This window comes from Pseudomonas sp. HP_12 (genome assembly GCF_055283955.1).
The window spans coordinates 34,766-52,454 of the sequence record NZ_JBTOQG010000061.1; the positions used below are offsets into that span (position 1 = coordinate 34,766).

The following is a 17,689-nucleotide window of genomic DNA, read 5'->3' on the forward strand; positions in this document are numbered from 1 at the left end:
GGCGGGCGTTTCGCGGCTCGCGTATCCTTCGCGCTCTTCGAAAAATCGGACAACAAAATCCGACAATTCCCCCCGTTTTTCTCCGGAGTTCGCTGAATGCTTTCAGGTTGGCTGCGCGCCTGTGCGCTGGTGATGGTTGGGCTGGTCAGCGCTTCAGCGCTTGCCGTGGATAAACCGCATACGGTGATCGTCGTCGGCGGCGGTCTGGCGGGACTTACAACGGCTTACGAGCTGCAGAGCAAAGGCTGGCAGGTCACCTTGCTGGAAGCCAAACCCAACGTCGGCGGCCGCTCCGGTCTGGCCGGCAGCGAATGGATCGGCAACGCCAAGGCTCAGCCGGTCCTGAATCAATACATCGATCGCTTCAAGATCAAGGCGGTGCCTGCGCCGGAATTCGTGCGGACCCCGAGCTACCTGATCGAAGGCGAATACTTCACTGGCGCCGACCTGGCGACCAAACAACCGGCCACCGCGGAAGCCATCAAGCGCTACGAAGCGGCGGTGGATGACCTGGCCCGCTCGATCACCGACCCGGACAACCCGGCTGCCAACAGCACGCTGTTTGCGCTGGACCAGATCACCGTCGCCAACTGGCTGGACCGTCTCAGCCTGCCACCGACCGCACGCCAGCTGATCAACCAGCAGATTCGTACGCGCTACGACGAACCTTCGCGTTTGTCGCTGCTGTACCTCGCACAGCAGACGCGGGTCAATCGCAACGTCGACGACCGCGACCGTCGCGCCGCTCGCCTGCCAGGTGGCAGCGCGGTGTTGGCCGAGGAGTTCGTCAAACAGCTGAAAGTCATCAAGACCAATTCGCCGGTGTCGGCGATCAATCAGGACAAGGACGGCGTGACCGTCAAGGTTGGTTCGCTGGGCTACGAAGCCGAGTACGTGGTCCTGGCCGTGCCGTTGCGCGCGCTGAGCAAGATTCAGATGACCCCGGCGCTGGACGCCCAGCGTCTCGGCGCGATCAAGAGCACCAACTACGGCTGGCATGACCAGATCATGCTCAAGTTCAAGACCCCGGTCTGGGACAGCAAAGCGCGCATGTCCGGCGAGATTTACAGCAACACCGGCCTGGGCATGTTGTGGGTCGAGCCTGCGTTGAAGGGCGGCGCTAACGTCGTGATCAACCTGTCCGGCGACAACGCGCGCATCATGCAGGCGTTCGGCGACAAGCAGTTGGTGGATCAAGTGCTGATTCGCATGCAGGCGTTCTATCCACAGGCGCGCGGCGCGTTCACCGGCTATGAATTGCGTCGTTCCAGCATCGACCCGTCCAGCGGCGGCGCGTACCTGGCGTTCGGCCCGGGCCAGATCAGCAAATACTGGCGCTTGTGGGAACGACCGCTGCAGCGCGTGGCCTTTGCCGGCGAACACACCGACACTTTGTACCCGGGCACCCTGGAAGGCGCATTGCGTTCGGGTCAGCGCGCGGCCGCTCAAGTGCAGGGTCTGTCTGAAGGCAAGTCGTACGAACCAGTCAAAGCACCGCCACCGAAGGCCCCTGAACCGGCCAAGGAAAGCAGCGGCGGCATTGGCGGCTTCTTCTCGAACATGTTCGGCGGTTCCAAGCCTGAGCCTAAGCCGGCCGAGAAAGCGCCAGCACCTGCTCCGGCCCCAGCTCCAGCGCCTGCCCCGGTAACGCCGCCGCCAGCTCCAGTGGTTGAACCGGCCAAGCCTGCTGTCGTAGAACCTGCGAAAAAGGCCCCGGCCAAGAAAGAACCGGCGAAGAAGGAGCCCGTCAAAAAGGCTCCGGCCAAACCGGCAGCCACTCACAAAGCCCCTGCCAAAACCGACGCTGCGAAAAAAGCGCCGGCCAAGGCCACGGGTGACAAGGCGGCACCGGCCACTCCGGCAACGGCTCCGGCAGCACCCGCGACCGACAGCAAAAACTGATCGGTAACGGCTGAAAACAAAGGCGCGGCTTGATACCGCGCCTTTTTTTCGCCTGGATGAACCGTAACGCTGGCTTAATCTCATTCGGACGAAAATATGTCAGGAGATTTCAATCGGATTTCCTGATTCTTCAAAGCAACATTTTGCGCTTTCTTTCGATAGGTAAAGCGCTAGTCTCTCCCTCGGCCCTCACAGGATATTCAGCATGCAGCTACGCAACTCTTCTTCTCGCTATGGCTGGGTCAGCATCGTTTTGCATTGGGGTGTCGCGCTGACGGTGTTTGGCATGTTTGCGCTAGGGTTGTGGATGGTGGGGCTGGGCTATTACGACACGTGGCGCAAGGCTGGCCCGGACCTGCACAAGAGCATCGGCATCACGCTGTTCCTGTTCATGCTGATCCGGGTGATCTGGCGCTTCGTCAGCCCGCCGCCAGCAGCGCCTGCTTCCCACAGCCGGTTTGTGAAAACCGCTGCGAAACTGGGGCATGCGTTTCTGTACCTGGACCTGTTTTTGGTGATGTTCGCCGGTTACCTGATTTCCACCGCAGACGGTGTCGGGATTCCGGTGTTTGGATTGTTCGAAGTGCCTGCATTGATCAGCGGACTGCCCGACCAGGCAGACGTCGCAGGCACCGTGCACTTGTACCTGGCCTGGACCCTGGTGATTTTCGCTGGACTCCACGGGCTGGCCGCTTTGAAGCATCACTTCGTTGATCGTGATGCCACGCTTGTACGTATGCTTGGCCGCAAGGCCTGATACTCAATTCAACTGAAAAGGAAGAAGACGTATGTTGAAAAAGACACTGGCTGCACTGGCCCTCGGTACCGCGCTGCTAACAGCGGGTCAGGCCATGGCCGCTGATTACACGATCGACAAGGAAGGCCAGCACGCCTTCATCAACTTCAAGATCAGTCACCTGGGCTACAGCTTCATCTACGGTACGTTCAAGGACTGGACCGGCACATTCAGCTTCGACGCCGCCAAGCCTGAAGACAGCAAGATCAGCATCGACCTGAAGACCGCCAGCGTCTTCACCAACCACGCTGAACGTGACAAGCACATCAGCAGCAAGGACTTCCTCGACGTCGCGACCTATCCTGACGCCAAGTTCGTTTCCACCAAGGTCACTAACGTCGGCAAGAATGCTGACGGCAAGACCACTGCCGACGTGATCGGCGACCTGACCCTGCATGGCGTGACCAAGCCGGTCACCGTCAAGACCACTTTCCTGGGTGAAGGCAAGGATCCATGGGGCGGCTACCGTGCCGGCTTCGAGGGCACTACCTCGATCAAGCGTTCTGATTTCGGCAAGATGATGGACCTCGGTCCACAGTCCGACACCCTGGATCTGATCATCTCGTTCGAAGGCGTCAAAGCCAAGTAAGACGGGTTGTCGTGGTGATAGAGCGCCGACCTTTGGGTCGGCGTTTTTGTGTGTGGCATTGCTTGAATCACGCAAACAAAAACGCCCCGAACCAGTCGGGGCGTTTTATTGGCTGCAGAACAACCGGCGCTGCTTAACCTTCGCGGTTGCGGGTCAGCAGGGCTGGTTTTTCACCGCGAGGGCGGCTTGGCAGCTGATCAAGTTGTTCAGCCGAAGGGAATCGATCGCCCTTTGACTCTTTGTGCATGATCTTCGGTGCTGGCTGACCGTCGCGAGGCCCGCGAACCGCTGGCTCCTGACGCGCTGGTTGCTCTTCGCGTGCCGGACGACGGGCACGCGGCGAGTCTTCACGGCGAGCCTGACCAGCACGGCCGGAGCCATTGCGAGGACCACTGCGTTTGGCCGGTGCGCCGGCGCTGTCGGTGCTGGCGGGAGCGCCAGATGCCAAACCGCCGCCTGAACCGCTGCGCGGACCGCTACGGCCTGGCGCCTGACCACGCGGTGCTGGTGCGGCGCCAGTGGCAGGAGCGCCCGGACGACGACCGCGGCTCTGGTTCTTGTTCTGATACGGGCTGACGTAGTCGGCGCGGTTGCCGAAGTTGTCCACTTCGTCATCCAGGAATTCGTCGGGTGCGCGATTCGCACCTGACGCTGCTGGCTGCGACTGACGTGACTCGCTCGACGCGGTGCCCTGACGCGGCTTTTGCGGGCGCGCCGGACGTGCCGGACGCTCACCCGAAGCGGCGGCCGCTGCCGGCTTTTCCTTGCCTTTGTCTTTGTCTTTGCCTTTGTCCTTGCGACCGCCACCACCACCACCACCGCCGCCGTTCGGACCGTCGCCACGCGGGCCACGGGCATTGCGCGGGTTACGCACGTCCGGACGCTCGCGGACTTCCGGCTTCTCGGCTTCAACGGCCGTGATGTCAAAGCCCATCAGATCGCCATCGGCAATCTTCTGCTTGGTCATGCGCTCGATGCTTTTCAGCAGCTTCTCTTCGTCCGGCGCAACCAGCGAGATCGCCTCGCCGCTACGGCCTGCGCGACCGGTACGACCGATGCGGTGCACGTAGTCTTCGTCGACGTTAGGCAGTTCGAAGTTGACCACGTGGGGCAACTGGTCGATGTCCAGACCACGGGCAGCGATGTCGGTCGCGACCATGATGCGAACGGTCCCGGCCTTGAAGTCGGCCAGCGCTTTGGTGCGCGCGTTCTGGCTCTTGTTGCCGTGGATCGCCACAGCGCTGAGGCCGTGCTTGTCCAGGTACTCGGCCAGGCGGTTGGCGCCGTGCTTGGTGCGGGTAAACACCAGCACCTGTTCCCACGCGCCTTGAGTGATCAAGTGCGCCAGGAGCGAGCGTTTGTGGTTGGCCGGCAGGCGGAAGACGCGTTGTTCGATGCGCTCGACCGTGGTGTTCGGCGGCGTGACTTCGATGCGTTCCGGGTTGTGCAGCAGTTTGCCGGCCAGCGCGGTGATGTCCTGAGAGAACGTTGCCGAGAACAGCAGGTTCTGACGCTTGGACGGCAGGCGCGCGAGGACTTTCTTCACGTCGTGAACAAAGCCCATGTCGAGCATGCGGTCGGCTTCGTCCAGCACGAGGATTTCAACGTGGGACAGATCGACGCTGCCCTGACCGGCCAGATCGAGCAAACGACCCGGGCAGGCGACCAGTACGTCAACGCCGCGGGCCATGGCCTGAACCTGCGGGTTCATGCCGACACCGCCGAAGATGCAGGTACTGACGAACTTGAGGTTCTTGGCGTAGATCTTGAAGCTGTCGTGGACCTGGGCGGCCAGTTCACGAGTCGGGGTCAGCACCAGAACACGCGGTTGGCGCGGGCCGTGACGCTGGGATTTGTCCGGATGACCGTTGGGAAACAACCGCTCCAGGATAGGGAGGGCGAAACCACCGGTTTTACCAGTACCTGTCTGGGCGGCGACCATCAGATCGCGGCCTTGCAACACGGCGGGAATGGCCCGCTGTTGCACTGGGGTAGGCTGGGTGTAGCCAGCAGCCTCGATGGCGCTGACTAAAGCCTCGGAGAGACCGAGGGAAGCAAAGGACATGAGTAATCCTGTCTTGAGTTGGGGCCATAGAGGCCCAAATAGGGATGATCTTCCAGGCGCAGACTAAGGTTCTGCACGTAACGTGAATGCGCTCGACCCTGCTGCGGTCATCGCACACTCCTTGGAAGGTGCAATGGCGTCCGGTCCTGTGGAGGTCTGTAAGTTCAACTCGGGGCAGGGGCGCAAAAAGTGCGCTGCTGACGTGTTCGAGAAGTCTTCTGTGAGACCGTGCACCCGGGCGCAAGCCTGGCGGGGACGCCGGAGTATAACAGAGCAATCACAACGCGCTGCTTTCCTGCTGCTCAACGGTTTTATCGACACTTTCCCCCGATTCTGCAGGGATCGTCGTCGGTGTTTCGCCGGTGTACCGCTCTAGCAGTTTCGCGTAGGCGGGTTCTTGCTTGAAACGCTTCAGTTCTGCGCTGAATCGCTGGGCCAGCAAGTCCATACCGGCATTGCGGCGCAGCGCCAGGTACTGCCCCCTGTGAGTGAGCACGACCGGCAACTGACTGACCTGGTCTTGCAGCTTGAGCCGCTCAATCATCTGCCGCCCCAGCAGGCGATCGGTCACCATTAAATCGATGCGGCCGCGAATCAGTTTGCCGAAGTTCGCTTCATGGCTTGGCGCAGGCTCACGGATGAACGCCGTTGAGCTGTCGAACTCCGGCGTGTATCGATAACCGGGAGAGACGCCGACAGTTAGCCCGTGCAGGTCTTCCACGCCATTGAAAGCATGCGGCCTTGCATTGGCCTGAAACAGCACCCAATCGATGGTCGACAACGGTTCGTTCGGATACAACAGATCCGCGCGCGTCTCGTCCTTGAAGATGTCGAGCACGCCGTCAGCTTCGCCGTCACTGAGCATCATCAGGCAGCGTTTCCACGGGAGAAACTGCCACTCGACGTCGATGCCCAGGCGCTCGAAGACAATCGCTGTGGCGTCGTAATCCAGGCCGGAGGCATGGTTGCCGTCCACGATGACGTAGGGAGACCAGGGTTCGGTGACGATCCGCAGTTTTTCACCCAGCGCGCTGAAGCTCAGGCAGGTGAGGAGTGCAGCAACGGATAGGGAGAGGATGAGCGGCATGCGCGCGAGATTACGACGCGAGCTAACTAAATAGAAGCAGTGATTCTCAACAAAAACAGAAGCCTGGACGCAACGACCCGACTGGCAGGCGTCTTGGTTACGAAGCCTGCCGGTGAAGCCAGCGTGGTTTCAATCCGTATGGATTGAAACCGATATTACGCAGAGAGCTTCAGGTTGTTCCAGACCGCCAGACTCGGTTCGGCCTGATTCAGCGTGTAGAAATGCAGACCGGGGGCGCCGCCGTGCAGCAGTCGCTCGCACATTTCAGTGATGACCTGCTCGCCGAACGCCTGAATGCTTGCCGTGTCGTCGCCGTACGCTTCCAGCTGCTTGCGAACCCAGCGCGGGATCTCCGCACCGCACGCGTCCGAAAAGCGCGCCAGCTTGCTGTAGTTGGTGATCGGCATGATGCCCGGCACGATCGGAATGTCCACGCCCAGCTTCTGCACGCGCTCGACGAAGTGGAAGTAGCTGTCGGCGTTGAAGAAGTACTGGGTGATCGCACTGTTGGCGCCGGCGTTGGCCTTGCGCACGAAGTTTTTCAGATCGTCTTCGAAGTTGCGCGCCTGCGGGTGCATCTCCGGGTAGGCCGCGACTTCGATGTGGAAATGATCGCCGGTTTCTTCACGGATGAAGCTCACCAGGTCATTGGCATAACGCAGCTCACCGCTGGCCATGCCCATGCCGGAGGGCAGGTCACCGCGCAGGGCGACGATGCGTTTGATGCCGGCTTCCCGGTACTGCGTCAGCAAGCTGCGCAGGTCGGCCTTGCTGTCACCGACACACGACAGGTGCGGTGCGGCCGGGATGTGCACTTCTTTTTCCAGCTGCAGCACGGTGTTGATCGTGCGGTCGCGGGTGGAACCCCCGGCACCGTAAGTGCAGGAGAAAAAACTGGGGTTGTAGCTGGCCAGCGTACGCGCCGTGGCAAGCAGTTTTTCATGACCAGCGTCGGTCTTCGTCGGGAAGAATTCGAAGCTGTAGCTACGGTCTTGGCTCATGGAGCGAGTCTCCAGCGGCAAGCTACAAGCCATAAGCTGCAAGAGTGGCGGTGCGCCATATCCTGCAGCTCAAGGCTTGTCACCTGGTGCTGCTAAATGCTTGGACGATTTAAAGCCTGACGCGGCAAGTCATGACAATGGTGATGCCTTCACTTGCCGCTTGAAGCTTGCCGCTTAGTAGCGATAAGCGTGCGGCTTGAACGGACCTTCGACGGTCACGCCGATGTAGTCGGCCTGGGTCTTGGTCAGCTTGGTCACGACGCCGCCGAAGCCACGTACCATTTCCAGCGCCACTTCTTCGTCCAGCTTCTTCGGCAACACTTCGACGGTCAGACGCTCGGCTTTCTGGGCAGGGCTCAGGTCAGCGTACCTCTGGCCGAACAGGAAGATCTGCGCCAGCACCTGGTTGGCGAACGAGCCGTCCATGATGCGGCTCGGGTGACCGGTGGCGTTGCCCAGGTTCACCAGACGGCCTTCGGCCAGCAGGATCAGGTAGTCATCGTTCTGAGGATCGAACGAGCCCGAACCGGTGCGGTGGATCTTGTGCACTTGCGGCTTCACTTCTTCCCATGCCCAGTTCTTGCGCATGAAAGCCGTGTCGATTTCGTTGTCGAAGTGACCGATGTTGCAGACCACTGCGCGTTTCTTCAGCGCCTTGAGCATGTTGGCGTCGCAGACGTTGACGTTACCGGTGGTGGTGACGATCAGGTCGATCTTGCCCAGCAGTGCTTTGTCGATGCTCGCTTCGGTGCCGTCGTTCTCGCCGTCGATGAAAGGCGAAACCAGTTCGAAACCGTCCATGCACGCTTGCATGGCGCAGATCGGATCGACTTCGGTGACCTTGACGATCATGCCTTCCTGACGCAGCGACTGAGCCGAACCCTTGCCCACGTCACCGTAGCCGATGACCAGCGCTTGCTTGCCGGACAACAGGTGGTCGGTGCCGCGCTTGATGGCGTCGTTCAGGCTGTGACGGCAGCCGTACTTGTTGTCGTTCTTGCTCTTGGTGACCGAGTCGTTGACGTTGATCGCCGGGATCTTCAGTTCGCCCTTGGCCAGCATGTCCAGCAGGCGGTGAACGCCCGTGGTGGTTTCTTCGGTCACGCCATGGACGCGGTCCAGGATGGCCGGGTATTTCTTGTGCAGCAGCTCGGTCAGGTCGCCGCCGTCGTCGAGGATCATGTTGGCGTCCCATGGCTGACCGTCCTTGAGGATAGTCTGCTCCAGGCACCACTCGTACTCGGCTTCGGTTTCGCCTTTCCAGGCGAAAACAGGAATCCCGGCAGCAGCAATAGCGGCAGCGGCCTGATCCTGAGTCGAGAAGATGTTGCAGGACGACCAGCGTACTTCGGCACCCAGGGCAACCAGGGTTTCGATCAGCACGGCAGTCTGAATGGTCATGTGGATGCAGCCGAGAATCTTCGCGCCCTTGAGCGGTTGCTCGGCAGCGTACTTGCGACGCAGGCCCATCAGGGCAGGCATTTCGGATTCGGCGATGATGGTTTCGCGACGGCCCCAGGCAGCCAGGGACATGTCGGCGACTTTGTAGTCGTTGAAATCGTTGGGCGTCAGTACAGCACTCATTAAGAGTCTCCATTCGTAGGGTGCGAATGGGCGCCGTTGTGCGTTTAAAGCTTGACCGGCGAAAAGCCTGATCAAACAACGCCCTCTCCGAGCCTGACAGGTCTGACCTGCTGCAGCGCCCCTCGGACAGGTGGCGGGAAAACGGTAACAAGGTGTGATAACCGTTTTTTGAAGCGATCGCGATTATCTTTCTTTGAGCTGCAAGTGGCAAGCGGCAAGCGGCAAGCGGTAAACAACAGAGGGCCTGCTTTTAACTTGCAGCTTCAGACTTGAAGCTTGAAGCTGCGGGCACATCCACCCCCGTCTCCCAAACACCCCGGAGCCCCTCCATGAACTTCCACACACGCAAGTGGGTAAAACCCGAAGACCTCAATCCCAACGGCACGTTGTTCGGCGGCAGCCTGCTGCGCTGGATCGACGAAGAGGCGGCCATCTACGCCATTGTTCAGTTGGGCAATCAGCGCGTCGTGACCAAGTACATTTCCGAGATCAACTTCGTCAGCGCCTCGCGTCAGGGCGACATCATTGAGCTGGGGATCACCGCCACCGAGTTCGGCCGCACCTCCATCACCCTGACCTGCCAGGTCCGCAACAAGATCACCCGCAAGAGCATTCTCACGGTCGAGAAAATGGTCTTCGTTAACTTGGGCGAAGACGGCCTGCCGGCGCCACACGGCAAGACCGAAATCAGCTACGTGAAAGATCAGTTCAAGGAAGACGTGATCAACGAGTGATCGCGCAATGGACGCGGATGACTGATCAAGGAAAAACTCGTAGGAGTGAGCTTGCTCGCGATTGCGGTGTGTCAGGCGAAGAAGCTTCGTCTGGTCTGACGCATCGCGAGCAAGCTCACTCCTACAGTAAAAAGACAGCGCCTGTTATGCCGGATGACGTGCCTGCCAATCGCGCAGCCACTGCAGGCCTTCGCTGGTATCGCCTTTCGGACGGTATTCGCAGCCGACCCAGCCGGTGTAGCCCAAGCGGTCGATCTCTTCGAACAGCCACGGGTAATTCACTTCCCCCACGCTCGGCTCATGGCGGTCCGGCACGCCGGCGATCTGGATGTGGCCGATGCCGGCGAAGTCGCGGCGCAGTTTGCTGGTGACGTCGCCTTCCACGATCTGGCAGTGGTAGCAGTCGAACTGCACCCGCAGATTATCGGCGCCGACTTCTTTAAGCACCGCCTGGCCCTGATCCTGACGGTTGAGGAAGAAGCCCGGAATGTCGCGGGTGTTGATCGGCTCGATCAACACCGTCAACCCCACCTTGGCCGCCTGTTGTGCGGCGAAGCTCATGTTTTCCAGGTACACCGCGTGATGCTTCTGGCGCAGGTCTTCACTGGGCAGCAAACCGGCCATGACGTGAATGCGGTCGTTGCCCAGCACCGCTGCGTAATCCAGCGCCTTCTGGAAGCCGTCGCGGAATTCACTCTCCCGGCCCGGCAACGAAGCAATGCCACGCTCGCCCTTGGTGAAGTCGCCGGGCGGGGCGTTGAACAGCGCCTGGGTCAAACCGAAGTCGTCCAGACGCAGCTTGATTTCCTCGGCCTTGAAGTCGTACGGGAACAGGTACTCCACGCCCTTGAAGCCGTCACTCGCCGCAGCCGAGAAACGCGCCAGAAAGTCGTGTTGCGGATACATCATGCTGAGGTTGGCAGCGAAGCGAGGCATGGTTATCTCCTAATTGAAGCCGTTAGACGAAAGGCCAGAGCAGCAGCGTCATCAAGAACCCGAGGGTGCCCAGAATGGTCACCAGGAAGGTCCAGGTGCGCAGGCCGTCGGCAACGTTCAGGCCCGCCAGTTTGGTGAACATCCAGTAACCGGCGTCGTTAATGTGCGACATGGCCAGACCGCCACCGCCCATGGCCAGGCAGAGCAGGGCCATGTGGTTGGCGCTCAGGTTCAGCGTGGCGATCAGCGGGCTGAGAATGCCGGCCGTGGTCACCAGCGCCACTGTGGTCGAGCCCTGTACGGCGCGCAACAGCAGTGTCAGCAGAAAGCCCAGGGCGAGAACCGGCAGGCCGGTGTTGCGCAGCGCTTCGGAAACCACCGCGCCAATACCGGTATCGACCAGCACCTTGCCGAACACGCCGCCAGCGCCTGCAATCAAAATCACCATCGCCACGCCGGGCAATGCCGAACCCACGACATCGGACACCTGACTGCGGCTCCAGCCACGGCGCGAACCCAGCAGCCACGCGCAGAGCAGCGTGTCGATCAGCAGCGCCACCAGCGGCGCACCGAGAACGGTCAGCACGCTGCGCAGCATTGATTCGGCGGGCAACATCGTGGTCGCCAGTGTGCCCAGCAGGATTAGAATGATCGGCAGCAGAATCAACGCAATGATGATGCCTGCGCCCGGCGCCGGCGCTTTTGGCAGACGTGCCGCCAGGCTGCTGGCGCTTTCTTCCAGGCCCAGCACCTTGGCGTGTGCCGCTTCGGAGGTCGTTGAGTAATCGTTGTTCGCCCACGCCACCAGATCCTGGTTGGTGATGTGCGGACCGTAGACTTCGCTCCGAATATCGTCAGTCATCGGGTAGGTCTTGCGGGTGATGCGACCGGCAATCAGGTAGCCGATCAGGCACAACACAGCAACGATCGGCAGCCCGAACATCAACACGCGACCCAGGTCCGCCCCCAGCTGACCGGCTGCCGCAACGGCGCCCGGATGTGGCGGCAGGAAGGCGTGAACCGACAGCAGCGCGGCGCACATGGGCAGCGCGAAAATCAGCAGCGGTTTACGTGCGGCACGGGCGACACCATAGGCCAGCGGCATAAGGATGATCACGCCCACTTCGAAGAACACCGGAATACCGACCATGAACCCCGCGACGGTCAGGGCCAGCGGCGTGCGCCGGTTGCCGAAGCGGTTGATCAGCGTCTTGGCCAGCGCCTCGGCGCCGCCGGACAGCTCGATGATGCGGCCGATCATGGCGCCCAAGGCAATGATGATCGCGATGTGGCCGAGGGTTTTGCCCATGCCGCCTTCGATGGTCGCCACCAGATCGCTGGGTTTAACCCCGGCCACCAGCGCCACGATAATGCTGACCAGCATCAGTGCAACGAACGGTTGGAATTTGTATTTCAGGACCAGAAGCAGCAACAGCGCAATGCCGGCTCCGGCGATGATCATGAGCAATAGAGGAGTCATGTTGTGTCCCGTTGTTATTGTTTTCCGGCGAAGCCGGTCCGCCGAAAACCGGGAGTCCGGTTTTCGATCAAAACGCCGTTGGGGTTACCAGTTCACGCCAAACGTCTGGCGCAGTTCTTCCAGAGCCGCTGCGTCCAGCGGTTCAGGTTTAGGGTTGCTCATCAGCCAGAGGCGTGCCGTCTCCTCCAGCTCTTCCAGCGCATAAGAAGCCTTGGCGACCGAGCTTTCCCAGATCACCGGGCCGAGTCGCTCGAGCATCACGCCGCGCACGCTGTTCGCCAGTTTCGCCACTTGTTCAGCGACGTTCGGCGAGCCGGGGCGCTCGTAGGCAATCAGGGGAATGTGCCCGACTTTCATCACCTGATACGGCGTGATGGGCGGGAGGATGTCGTCCGGTTTCCAGACGCCGGCCAGTGTCAGCGCGACCAGATGCGTCGAGTGGGTGTGCACCACGCCGCCGACGCTGGCATTGCGGTCGTAGACCTGACGATGCAGGGCCAGGGTCTTCGAGGGCTTGTCGCCGGAAACCCATTCGCCGGCCAGATTGACCTTGGCGATGGCGTCAGGATCAAGACGCCCCAGGCACGCGTCAGTTGGCGTGATCAGCCAGCCATCGTCGAGACGCGCGCTGATGTTGCCTGCGCTGCCAACGGTGTAGCCGCGCCCGAACAGCAAGCGGCCGATGGTGCAGATTTCTTCACGCTGCTTGTTTTCGGCGCTCACTGAACTGCTGGTTACGTTGCTCATTGGGCACCCCCCGCCAGTTGCTTGAGGGCTTTGTCGAAAAAGTCGCGGCCACCGAAATTCCCGGACTTCAGCGCCAGGGCCAGAGGCATCGCGCCGCTGCTGATGGTCGCTGGAACCCCCGGGTCGATTTGCGCGCCGATCTTCAGCAGGCTCACGCCCAAGGCCTGAACCACGGCGCCGGAGGTTTCGCCGCCGGCGACGACAAAGCGCTTAACGCCCGCGTCCAGCAGTCCGCGAGCGATCTGGCCCAGTGCGTCCTCGACCAGCGCGCCGGCACGTTCGACGCCGAGTTTTTGCTGCACGGCTTTGACTTCGTCCGGGCTGCTGGTCGCGTAGATCAACACGGTTTGCCCGGCATCGCGGGCGAATGCCAGCGCATCGGCAACAACCGGTTTGCCTTCAGCCAGTGCCAGTGGATCGATGCGCAGCGCAGGCCGGCTGGCCTCAAGCCAGGCGGCCACCTGGCCGTTGGTGGCGACCGATGCGCTGCCCGCCAGCACCACATCACCGCCGTCGATCTGCTCAAGCTTCGCGGCATCGATATCACGCAATTTGCCCGCTTTACGGAAATTACCCGGAAGACCCAGCGCCAGACCCGAGCCACCGGTGAGCAGCGGCAGGTCGGCGCAGGCCTCGCCCAGCGTGTCCAAATCAGCGTCCGACAATGCGTCGGCAATCGCCATGACGACGCCTTCGGCACGCAGCTCGCTGATGCGTGCCCGCACGCCGTTGACGCCTTTGGCGATGCTGTCGTAACGCAACAAGCCCACCTTTTGGGTGGTTTGCGATTGCAGCACGCGCACCAGATTGGCGTCGGTCATCGGCGTCAGCGGATGGTTCTGCATGCCGCATTCGCTGAGCAATTGGTCCTGCACGAACAAGTGGCCGCGGAAAATCGTGCGACCGTTTTCCGGAAATGCCGGGCACGCCAAAGTGAAGTCGCTGTTCAGCGCCTTGAGCAGCGCTTCGCTGACCTGACCGATGTTGCCTTTGGCGGTGGAGTCGAACGTCGAGCAGTACTTGAAGAAGATCTGCTCACAGCCGCGATCACGCAGCCATTGCAGCGCGGCAAGGGATTCCTCAACCGCTTCTGCAGCCGGCGTGGTGCGGGATTTCAGCGCGATGACGATGGCGTCGGCATCCAGTTCGGCCAGGCTGTCGGCGCTCGGGATGCCAATGCTCTGCACGGTGCGCATGCCGCCGCGCACCAGCATGTTGGCCAGATCGGTGGCGCCGGTGAAGTCATCGGCGATGCAGCCCAACAGAGGGCGCGGAGTCGTGGTGCTCATCAGCGTCATCTCAGTTGTTTTCAGGCTTGGCGGTCGGCAGTTCGATGCCTGGGAAAATCTTGATCACGGCAGAATCATCCTCGCGCCCGAAGCCTGCGGTGGAGGCCTGCATGAACATCTGGTGGGCGGTGGACGACAGCGGCAGCGGGAATTTGCTGGCGCGGGCGGTATCCAGCACCAGGCCCAGGTCTTTGACGAAGATGTCCACGGCCGACAGCGGCGTGTAGTCCGCCTTGAGGATGTGCGGCACGCGGTTCTCGAACATCCACGAGTTACCGGCGCTGTTGGTGATCACTTCGTACAGCGCGTCCGCGTCGACGCCTTCGCGCAGGCCCAGGGCCATGGCTTCGGCGCTGGCGGCGATGTGTACCCCGGCCAGCAACTGATTGATGATTTTGACTTTGGAGCCCAGGCCGTGGACGTCGCCCAAGCGATAGACCTTGCCCGCCATGCCGTTGAGAATCGCGTCGGCCTTGGCGTAGGAATCAGCCGGGCCGGAAGTCATCATCGTCATTTCACCCGCAGCCGCTTTGGCCGCGCCACCGGAGATCGGAGCGTCGAGGTAAAGCAGGCCTTTTTCGGTGAGGCGTTGACCCAGTTCGATGGCGAAGGTCGGTGCGACCGTGGCGCAACCGATGATCAGGCTGCCCGGGCGCAAGGCGGCGACTGCGCCGTTGTCGCCGAACAATACGGTTTCGGTCTGCTCGGCGTTGACCACGACGGTGATGATCACGTCGCAGGCATCGGCCATGCTCGCAGGAGATTCACAGGCAACGCCGCCTTCGCTGGCGAATTGCTCGGTCACGGCCGCGCGCACGTCACAGGCATGAACGTTGAAGCCGCTGCGCAGCAGGGAGCGCGCAATGCCCAGGCCCATCGCACCCAGACCAATGACGCCGACATTCTTGTTATTCATGAATTTCTCCTCGGGTGAGCGCCGAAGTTCATCAGCACTCGAACGGTGTTTGTTCTGATCTGTTAAAGATAGTGAACCTGTGATCGGATAATGTGAAGTGCTTTTTTGAGTTAACAAAAATTAACATCAGCCTGATCGGGCACAAAAAAGCCCTGGCTGGCTGCCAAGGCTTGGGTGCACGGTTTTGGGTGGGATGTCTCTGTCAGCACGTAAATTGTGGGAGCGAGCTTGCTCGCGAAGCAGCAGGAGCATGCACCGCATCTTCAGCGGCTGAAAGACTGCTTCGCGAGCAAGCTCACTCCCACACCAGAGATGTCAGCCTCAGGAGAGCACGACCTTACCCACTGACGCCAACATCAATTCAACCCCAAGCCCGCGAATGCTGTCCGCAGCACCGTGGGCAAGACGGTCGTCGCTGATGATCGTGTCGAATTGCTCCAGGCCCGCGACCTTGTACATGCCAAAGGTGCCGTATTTCGTGCTGGTCGTCAGCAACACCGTACGCGACGCCGACTGCATGGCCGCTTGCTTGACCTCAACCTTCAACGCGGAAGGCGTGGTCGTGCCTCGCTGCAGGTCCCACGAGCTGGTCGACATGAACGCCACGTCAGTTGCCAATTGCCGCAAGGTTGCGGCGGCCAGCCCGCCGACACAGGACCGGTTCGGGTGATCCAGCAGCCCGCCGGTGTGAATCACATCCACATGGGTCGCATCGGCGAGTGCATTGACCACGCCGAAGTCGTTGGTCACCACCGTCATGCCCGCCAGCGCGACGATGTGCGGGACGATTTCCAGCGTGCTGGTGCCGGCGTCCAGGTACACGGTCATCTCGGGGTGCAGCAGGCTGGCTGCCAGCTTCGCCATCGCCTGTTTGTGCGGCAACTCGACCACCGCTTTGGACTGGTGACTGGGCTCGCTGTGAACCTGACTGGCGATGCGCACCCCGCCGGTCACCGAATAGGCGCGGCCACTTTGCTCAAGCAGCGCGATGTCGCGGCGAACGGTCATGTGCGAGCAGTCGAACATTTCCATGAGCTGATGCACGCTCAGCACCTGATGCTTGCGCAACTGACGCAGCATCAACTCCCGACGCTGATCGGGAATCATCGGCGCTGCGCCACTGAGGGTGGCGTCTTCTTCGCTGGACATGCAGGCTCCTGGGCAACGAGATACAGCCGACGTCGGCTGGGAGGCTGGCATCTTAGCCAATCGGGATGGCTGTGGCAGTAATGGCGAATAATCAGTGCGGCGTTACGCTCGTTTTACTGACTGAATGCGATGTTTAGTGGGACCGGCTTTAGCCGGGAAGGGGGCCGGTGTGTGCGCATCAAATTTGCGGTGTGGCGGGTGACGCCTTCCCGGCTAAAGCCGGTCCCACTATGGGGGCACGATGGCCCACTGGAGGCGTGTGATTCCTGTAACGCTTTCAGGCATGCAGGACCTGAAAGAACCTTTCGCCAGGCTGCAGTTCTTAGGCTGTAGAGGGGCATCGTTCTAATGAAGCTCAAATTCTAAAAAAGGATGTGGTTATGACCGTTGCTTTTTGGTGCGTGTTGATCGTGATTCTCTTGCCGATAGGGTGCGCTGGCATTGCCAAGTTCAGCAGCGGCAAATTCAGTGCACGGCACAATCATGATCCCCGGGACTTTCTCGACCGCCTCGAAGGTCTCCCGCGCCGCGCCCACAACGCGCAGCTCAATAGCTTTGAAGCGATTCCGGGGTTTGCCGCTGGCGTGATCATCGCTCACGTCGCCGGCGTGGCTCAGTTGGTAACGATCGACGTACTCGCCGTGCTGTTCGTGACCAGCCGCCTGCTCTACATCATCTTCTATCTGGCGGATCTCGCGACGTTGCGCTCGCTGGCCTGGATCATCGGGCTAGGGTTGGTGATTGCGCTGTTTGGCGTTTCAGTTTGATCGCTCAACCGTAGCTCTGACACCCTGAGATCTTGCCGCGAAAGAGACCGTGTGGGAGTGAGCTTGCTCACGAAGAGGCCAGTACATCCGCCAAATCTTCATCGGCGGAAATGCCGTCTTCGCGAGCAAGGTGGAGCGCCACCCCGGTCACTCCTACACATTAAGGACTGATGCCCACAGACGACCTTATTCGTCATCCTCGTCGGGCTGCACCTTCTCCAGCTTTTCCTGCTCGTCCTGCAGTTCTTTGCGCGATTCGGCCAGCTTGTCTTTACGCTTGTCGATTTTCTCCGGATCGCCCTTGCTCATGGCCTTGTTCAGGTCCGCCTGGCGACGGCTGACTTCGCGCTTGGCATCCAGCACCTTTTGCTCCTGCTGCTTGACCAAGTCGACGTCGTTGCAGTTGGCGTTCAACTCGCTCAAGGCTTTTTGCAGCCCGGCCTGTTGATTGGTATTGCCTGCGGCCTTGGCGTTTTCTATCTGAGTGCTGATGTCCTGACGCTTCGCGGCGCATCCGGACGGCTCCGGCGCTTGGTCGGCCGCAAACACGGGCGCGGCCAGAAACCCGCACGCGGTGAATGCAAAAAGGGATGACAGGAATTTCATGAATACTCCTTGAACACAAATAGCCGCACGCTCGACGCAAT

Annotated in this window: 16 protein-coding genes and 1 riboswitch; of the genes, 5 read left to right on the top strand and 11 right to left on the bottom strand. The window is 60.8% G+C overall.

Annotated elements, in window-relative coordinates:
* The first annotated feature begins 96 nt into the window (after nt 1-96).
* The 3 genes from ACYASU_RS25180 (at nt 97) to ACYASU_RS25190 (ending at nt 3,287) form a co-directional block, all read left to right on the top strand.
* A complete protein-coding gene (locus ACYASU_RS25180; RefSeq protein WP_463584422.1) occupies nt 97-1,902 on the top strand; it encodes an FAD-dependent oxidoreductase in 1,806 nt (601 codons plus the stop codon).
* Between the two features lie 205 nt (nt 1,903-2,107).
* A complete protein-coding gene (locus ACYASU_RS25185; protein WP_346630941.1) occupies nt 2,108-2,659 on the top strand; it encodes a cytochrome b in 552 nt (183 codons plus the stop codon).
* Nucleotides 2,660-2,690: 31 nt separating this feature from the next.
* A complete protein-coding gene (locus tag ACYASU_RS25190; protein WP_192173215.1) occupies nt 2,691-3,287 on the top strand; it encodes a YceI family protein in 597 nt (198 codons plus the stop codon).
* Nucleotides 3,288-3,420: 133 nt separating this feature from the next.
* Here ACYASU_RS25190 and ACYASU_RS25195 read toward each other — a convergent pair whose 3' ends face one another.
* The 4 genes from ACYASU_RS25195 to ahcY form a co-directional block, all read right to left on the bottom strand.
* Nucleotides 3,421-5,352, bottom strand: coding sequence for a DEAD/DEAH box helicase (locus ACYASU_RS25195; RefSeq protein ID WP_463584423.1), 1,932 nt, complete (start codon nt 5,350-5,352; stop codon nt 3,421-3,423).
* Nucleotides 5,353-5,629: 277 nt separating this feature from the next.
* Nucleotides 5,630-6,439: a substrate-binding periplasmic protein gene (locus tag ACYASU_RS25200; RefSeq protein ID WP_463584424.1), complete on the bottom strand. Its 810-nt coding sequence runs from the start codon at nt 6,437-6,439 to the stop codon at nt 5,630-5,632.
* A 155-nt stretch (nt 6,440-6,594) separates the two neighbouring features.
* Nucleotides 6,595-7,440, bottom strand: coding sequence for a methylenetetrahydrofolate reductase [NAD(P)H] (gene metF / locus ACYASU_RS25205; RefSeq protein WP_463584425.1), 846 nt, complete (start codon nt 7,438-7,440; stop codon nt 6,595-6,597).
* Between the two features lie 174 nt (nt 7,441-7,614).
* The gene (gene ahcY, locus ACYASU_RS25210; RefSeq protein WP_463584426.1) at nt 7,615-9,024 is read right to left on the bottom strand and encodes an adenosylhomocysteinase; all 1,410 of its coding nucleotides are present in this window, start codon (nt 9,022-9,024) and stop codon (nt 7,615-7,617) included.
* 21 nt (nt 9,025-9,045) lie between these two features.
* Nucleotides 9,046-9,154: riboswitch (S-adenosyl-L-homocysteine riboswitch) on the bottom strand.
* A 199-nt stretch (nt 9,155-9,353) separates the two neighbouring features.
* On the opposite strand from ahcY, the gene ACYASU_RS25215 reads away from it, so the two are divergent.
* Nucleotides 9,354-9,758: an acyl-CoA thioesterase gene (locus ACYASU_RS25215; protein ID WP_192173210.1), complete on the top strand. Its 405-nt coding sequence runs from the start codon at nt 9,354-9,356 to the stop codon at nt 9,756-9,758.
* A 144-nt stretch (nt 9,759-9,902) separates the two neighbouring features.
* On the opposite strand, the gene otnI is transcribed toward ACYASU_RS25215, so the two are convergent.
* The 6 genes from otnI to ACYASU_RS25245 form a co-directional block, all read right to left on the bottom strand.
* Nucleotides 9,903-10,694 carry a 2-oxo-tetronate isomerase gene (gene otnI / locus ACYASU_RS25220; protein ID WP_463584427.1) on the bottom strand — a complete coding sequence of 264 codons (792 nt, stop codon included), beginning with the start codon at nt 10,692-10,694 and terminating at the stop codon, nt 9,903-9,905.
* A gap of 22 nt (nt 10,695-10,716) precedes the next feature.
* Nucleotides 10,717-12,174 (bottom strand): GntT/GntP/DsdX family permease, encoded by a 1,458-nt coding sequence (locus ACYASU_RS25225; RefSeq protein WP_423573584.1) that lies wholly within the window; start codon nt 12,172-12,174, stop codon nt 10,717-10,719.
* Nucleotides 12,175-12,258: 84 nt separating this feature from the next.
* Complete coding sequence (gene otnC / locus ACYASU_RS25230) at nt 12,259-12,921, bottom strand: 3-oxo-tetronate 4-phosphate decarboxylase (protein WP_463584428.1); 663 nt, start codon at nt 12,919-12,921, stop codon at nt 12,259-12,261.
* Complete coding sequence (gene otnK / locus ACYASU_RS25235; protein WP_463584429.1) at nt 12,918-14,210, bottom strand: 3-oxo-tetronate kinase; 1,293 nt, start codon at nt 14,208-14,210, stop codon at nt 12,918-12,920. Before otnK ends, otnC begins: the two co-directional genes overlap by 4 nt.
* Before the next feature lie 10 nt (nt 14,211-14,220).
* Nucleotides 14,221-15,243, bottom strand: a complete 1,023-nt coding sequence (ltnD, locus tag ACYASU_RS25240; RefSeq protein WP_463584430.1) for an L-threonate dehydrogenase — start codon at nt 15,241-15,243, stop codon at nt 14,221-14,223.
* 204 nt (nt 15,244-15,447) lie between these two features.
* Nucleotides 15,448-16,275: a DeoR/GlpR family DNA-binding transcription regulator gene (locus ACYASU_RS25245; RefSeq protein ID WP_346627220.1), complete on the bottom strand. Its 828-nt coding sequence runs from the start codon at nt 16,273-16,275 to the stop codon at nt 15,448-15,450.
* A gap of 380 nt (nt 16,276-16,655) precedes the next feature.
* Here ACYASU_RS25245 and ACYASU_RS25250 point away from each other — a divergent pair, with 380 nt between their 5' ends.
* Nucleotides 16,656-17,042 (top strand): MAPEG family protein, encoded by a 387-nt coding sequence (locus tag ACYASU_RS25250; RefSeq protein ID WP_463584431.1) that lies wholly within the window; start codon nt 16,656-16,658, stop codon nt 17,040-17,042.
* A 186-nt stretch (nt 17,043-17,228) separates the two neighbouring features.
* Here ACYASU_RS25250 and ACYASU_RS25255 read toward each other — a convergent pair whose 3' ends face one another.
* Entirely contained in the window at nt 17,229-17,648 is a 420-nt protein-coding gene (locus ACYASU_RS25255) for a DUF1090 domain-containing protein (protein WP_192173203.1), read from the bottom strand.
* Nucleotides 17,649-17,689: the final 41 nt, after the last annotated feature.

What these genes read in the sequence shown, in the direction of transcription:
- ACYASU_RS25180 (WP_463584422.1), top strand. Translation starts at nt 97, where the DNA reads ATGCTTTCAGGTTGGCTGCGCGCCTGTGCGCTGGTGATGGTTGGGCTG.
- ACYASU_RS25185 (WP_346630941.1), top strand. Translation starts at nt 2,108, where the DNA reads ATGCAGCTACGCAACTCTTCTTCTCGCTATGGCTGGGTCAGCATCGTT.
- ACYASU_RS25190 (WP_192173215.1), top strand. Translation starts at nt 2,691, where the DNA reads ATGTTGAAAAAGACACTGGCTGCACTGGCCCTCGGTACCGCGCTGCTA.
- ACYASU_RS25195 (WP_463584423.1), bottom strand. Translation starts at nt 5,352, where the DNA reads ATGTCCTTTGCTTCCCTCGGTCTCTCCGAGGCTTTAGTCAGCGCCATC.
- ACYASU_RS25200 (WP_463584424.1), bottom strand. Translation starts at nt 6,439, where the DNA reads ATGCCGCTCATCCTCTCCCTATCCGTTGCTGCACTCCTCACCTGCCTG.
- metF (WP_463584425.1), bottom strand. Translation starts at nt 7,440, where the DNA reads ATGAGCCAAGACCGTAGCTACAGCTTCGAATTCTTCCCGACGAAGACC.
- ahcY (WP_463584426.1), bottom strand. Translation starts at nt 9,024, where the DNA reads ATGAGTGCTGTACTGACGCCCAACGATTTCAACGACTACAAAGTCGCC.
- ACYASU_RS25215 (WP_192173210.1), top strand. Translation starts at nt 9,354, where the DNA reads ATGAACTTCCACACACGCAAGTGGGTAAAACCCGAAGACCTCAATCCC.
- otnI (WP_463584427.1), bottom strand. Translation starts at nt 10,694, where the DNA reads ATGCCTCGCTTCGCTGCCAACCTCAGCATGATGTATCCGCAACACGAC.
- ACYASU_RS25225 (WP_423573584.1), bottom strand. Translation starts at nt 12,174, where the DNA reads ATGACTCCTCTATTGCTCATGATCATCGCCGGAGCCGGCATTGCGCTG.
- otnC (WP_463584428.1), bottom strand. Translation starts at nt 12,921, where the DNA reads ATGAGCAACGTAACCAGCAGTTCAGTGAGCGCCGAAAACAAGCAGCGT.
- otnK (WP_463584429.1), bottom strand. Translation starts at nt 14,210, where the DNA reads ATGAGCACCACGACTCCGCGCCCTCTGTTGGGCTGCATCGCCGATGAC.
- ACYASU_RS25245 (WP_346627220.1), bottom strand. Translation starts at nt 16,275, where the DNA reads ATGTCCAGCGAAGAAGACGCCACCCTCAGTGGCGCAGCGCCGATGATT.
- ACYASU_RS25250 (WP_463584431.1), top strand. Translation starts at nt 16,656, where the DNA reads ATGACCGTTGCTTTTTGGTGCGTGTTGATCGTGATTCTCTTGCCGATA.
- ACYASU_RS25255 (WP_192173203.1), bottom strand. Translation starts at nt 17,648, where the DNA reads ATGAAATTCCTGTCATCCCTTTTTGCATTCACCGCGTGCGGGTTTCTG.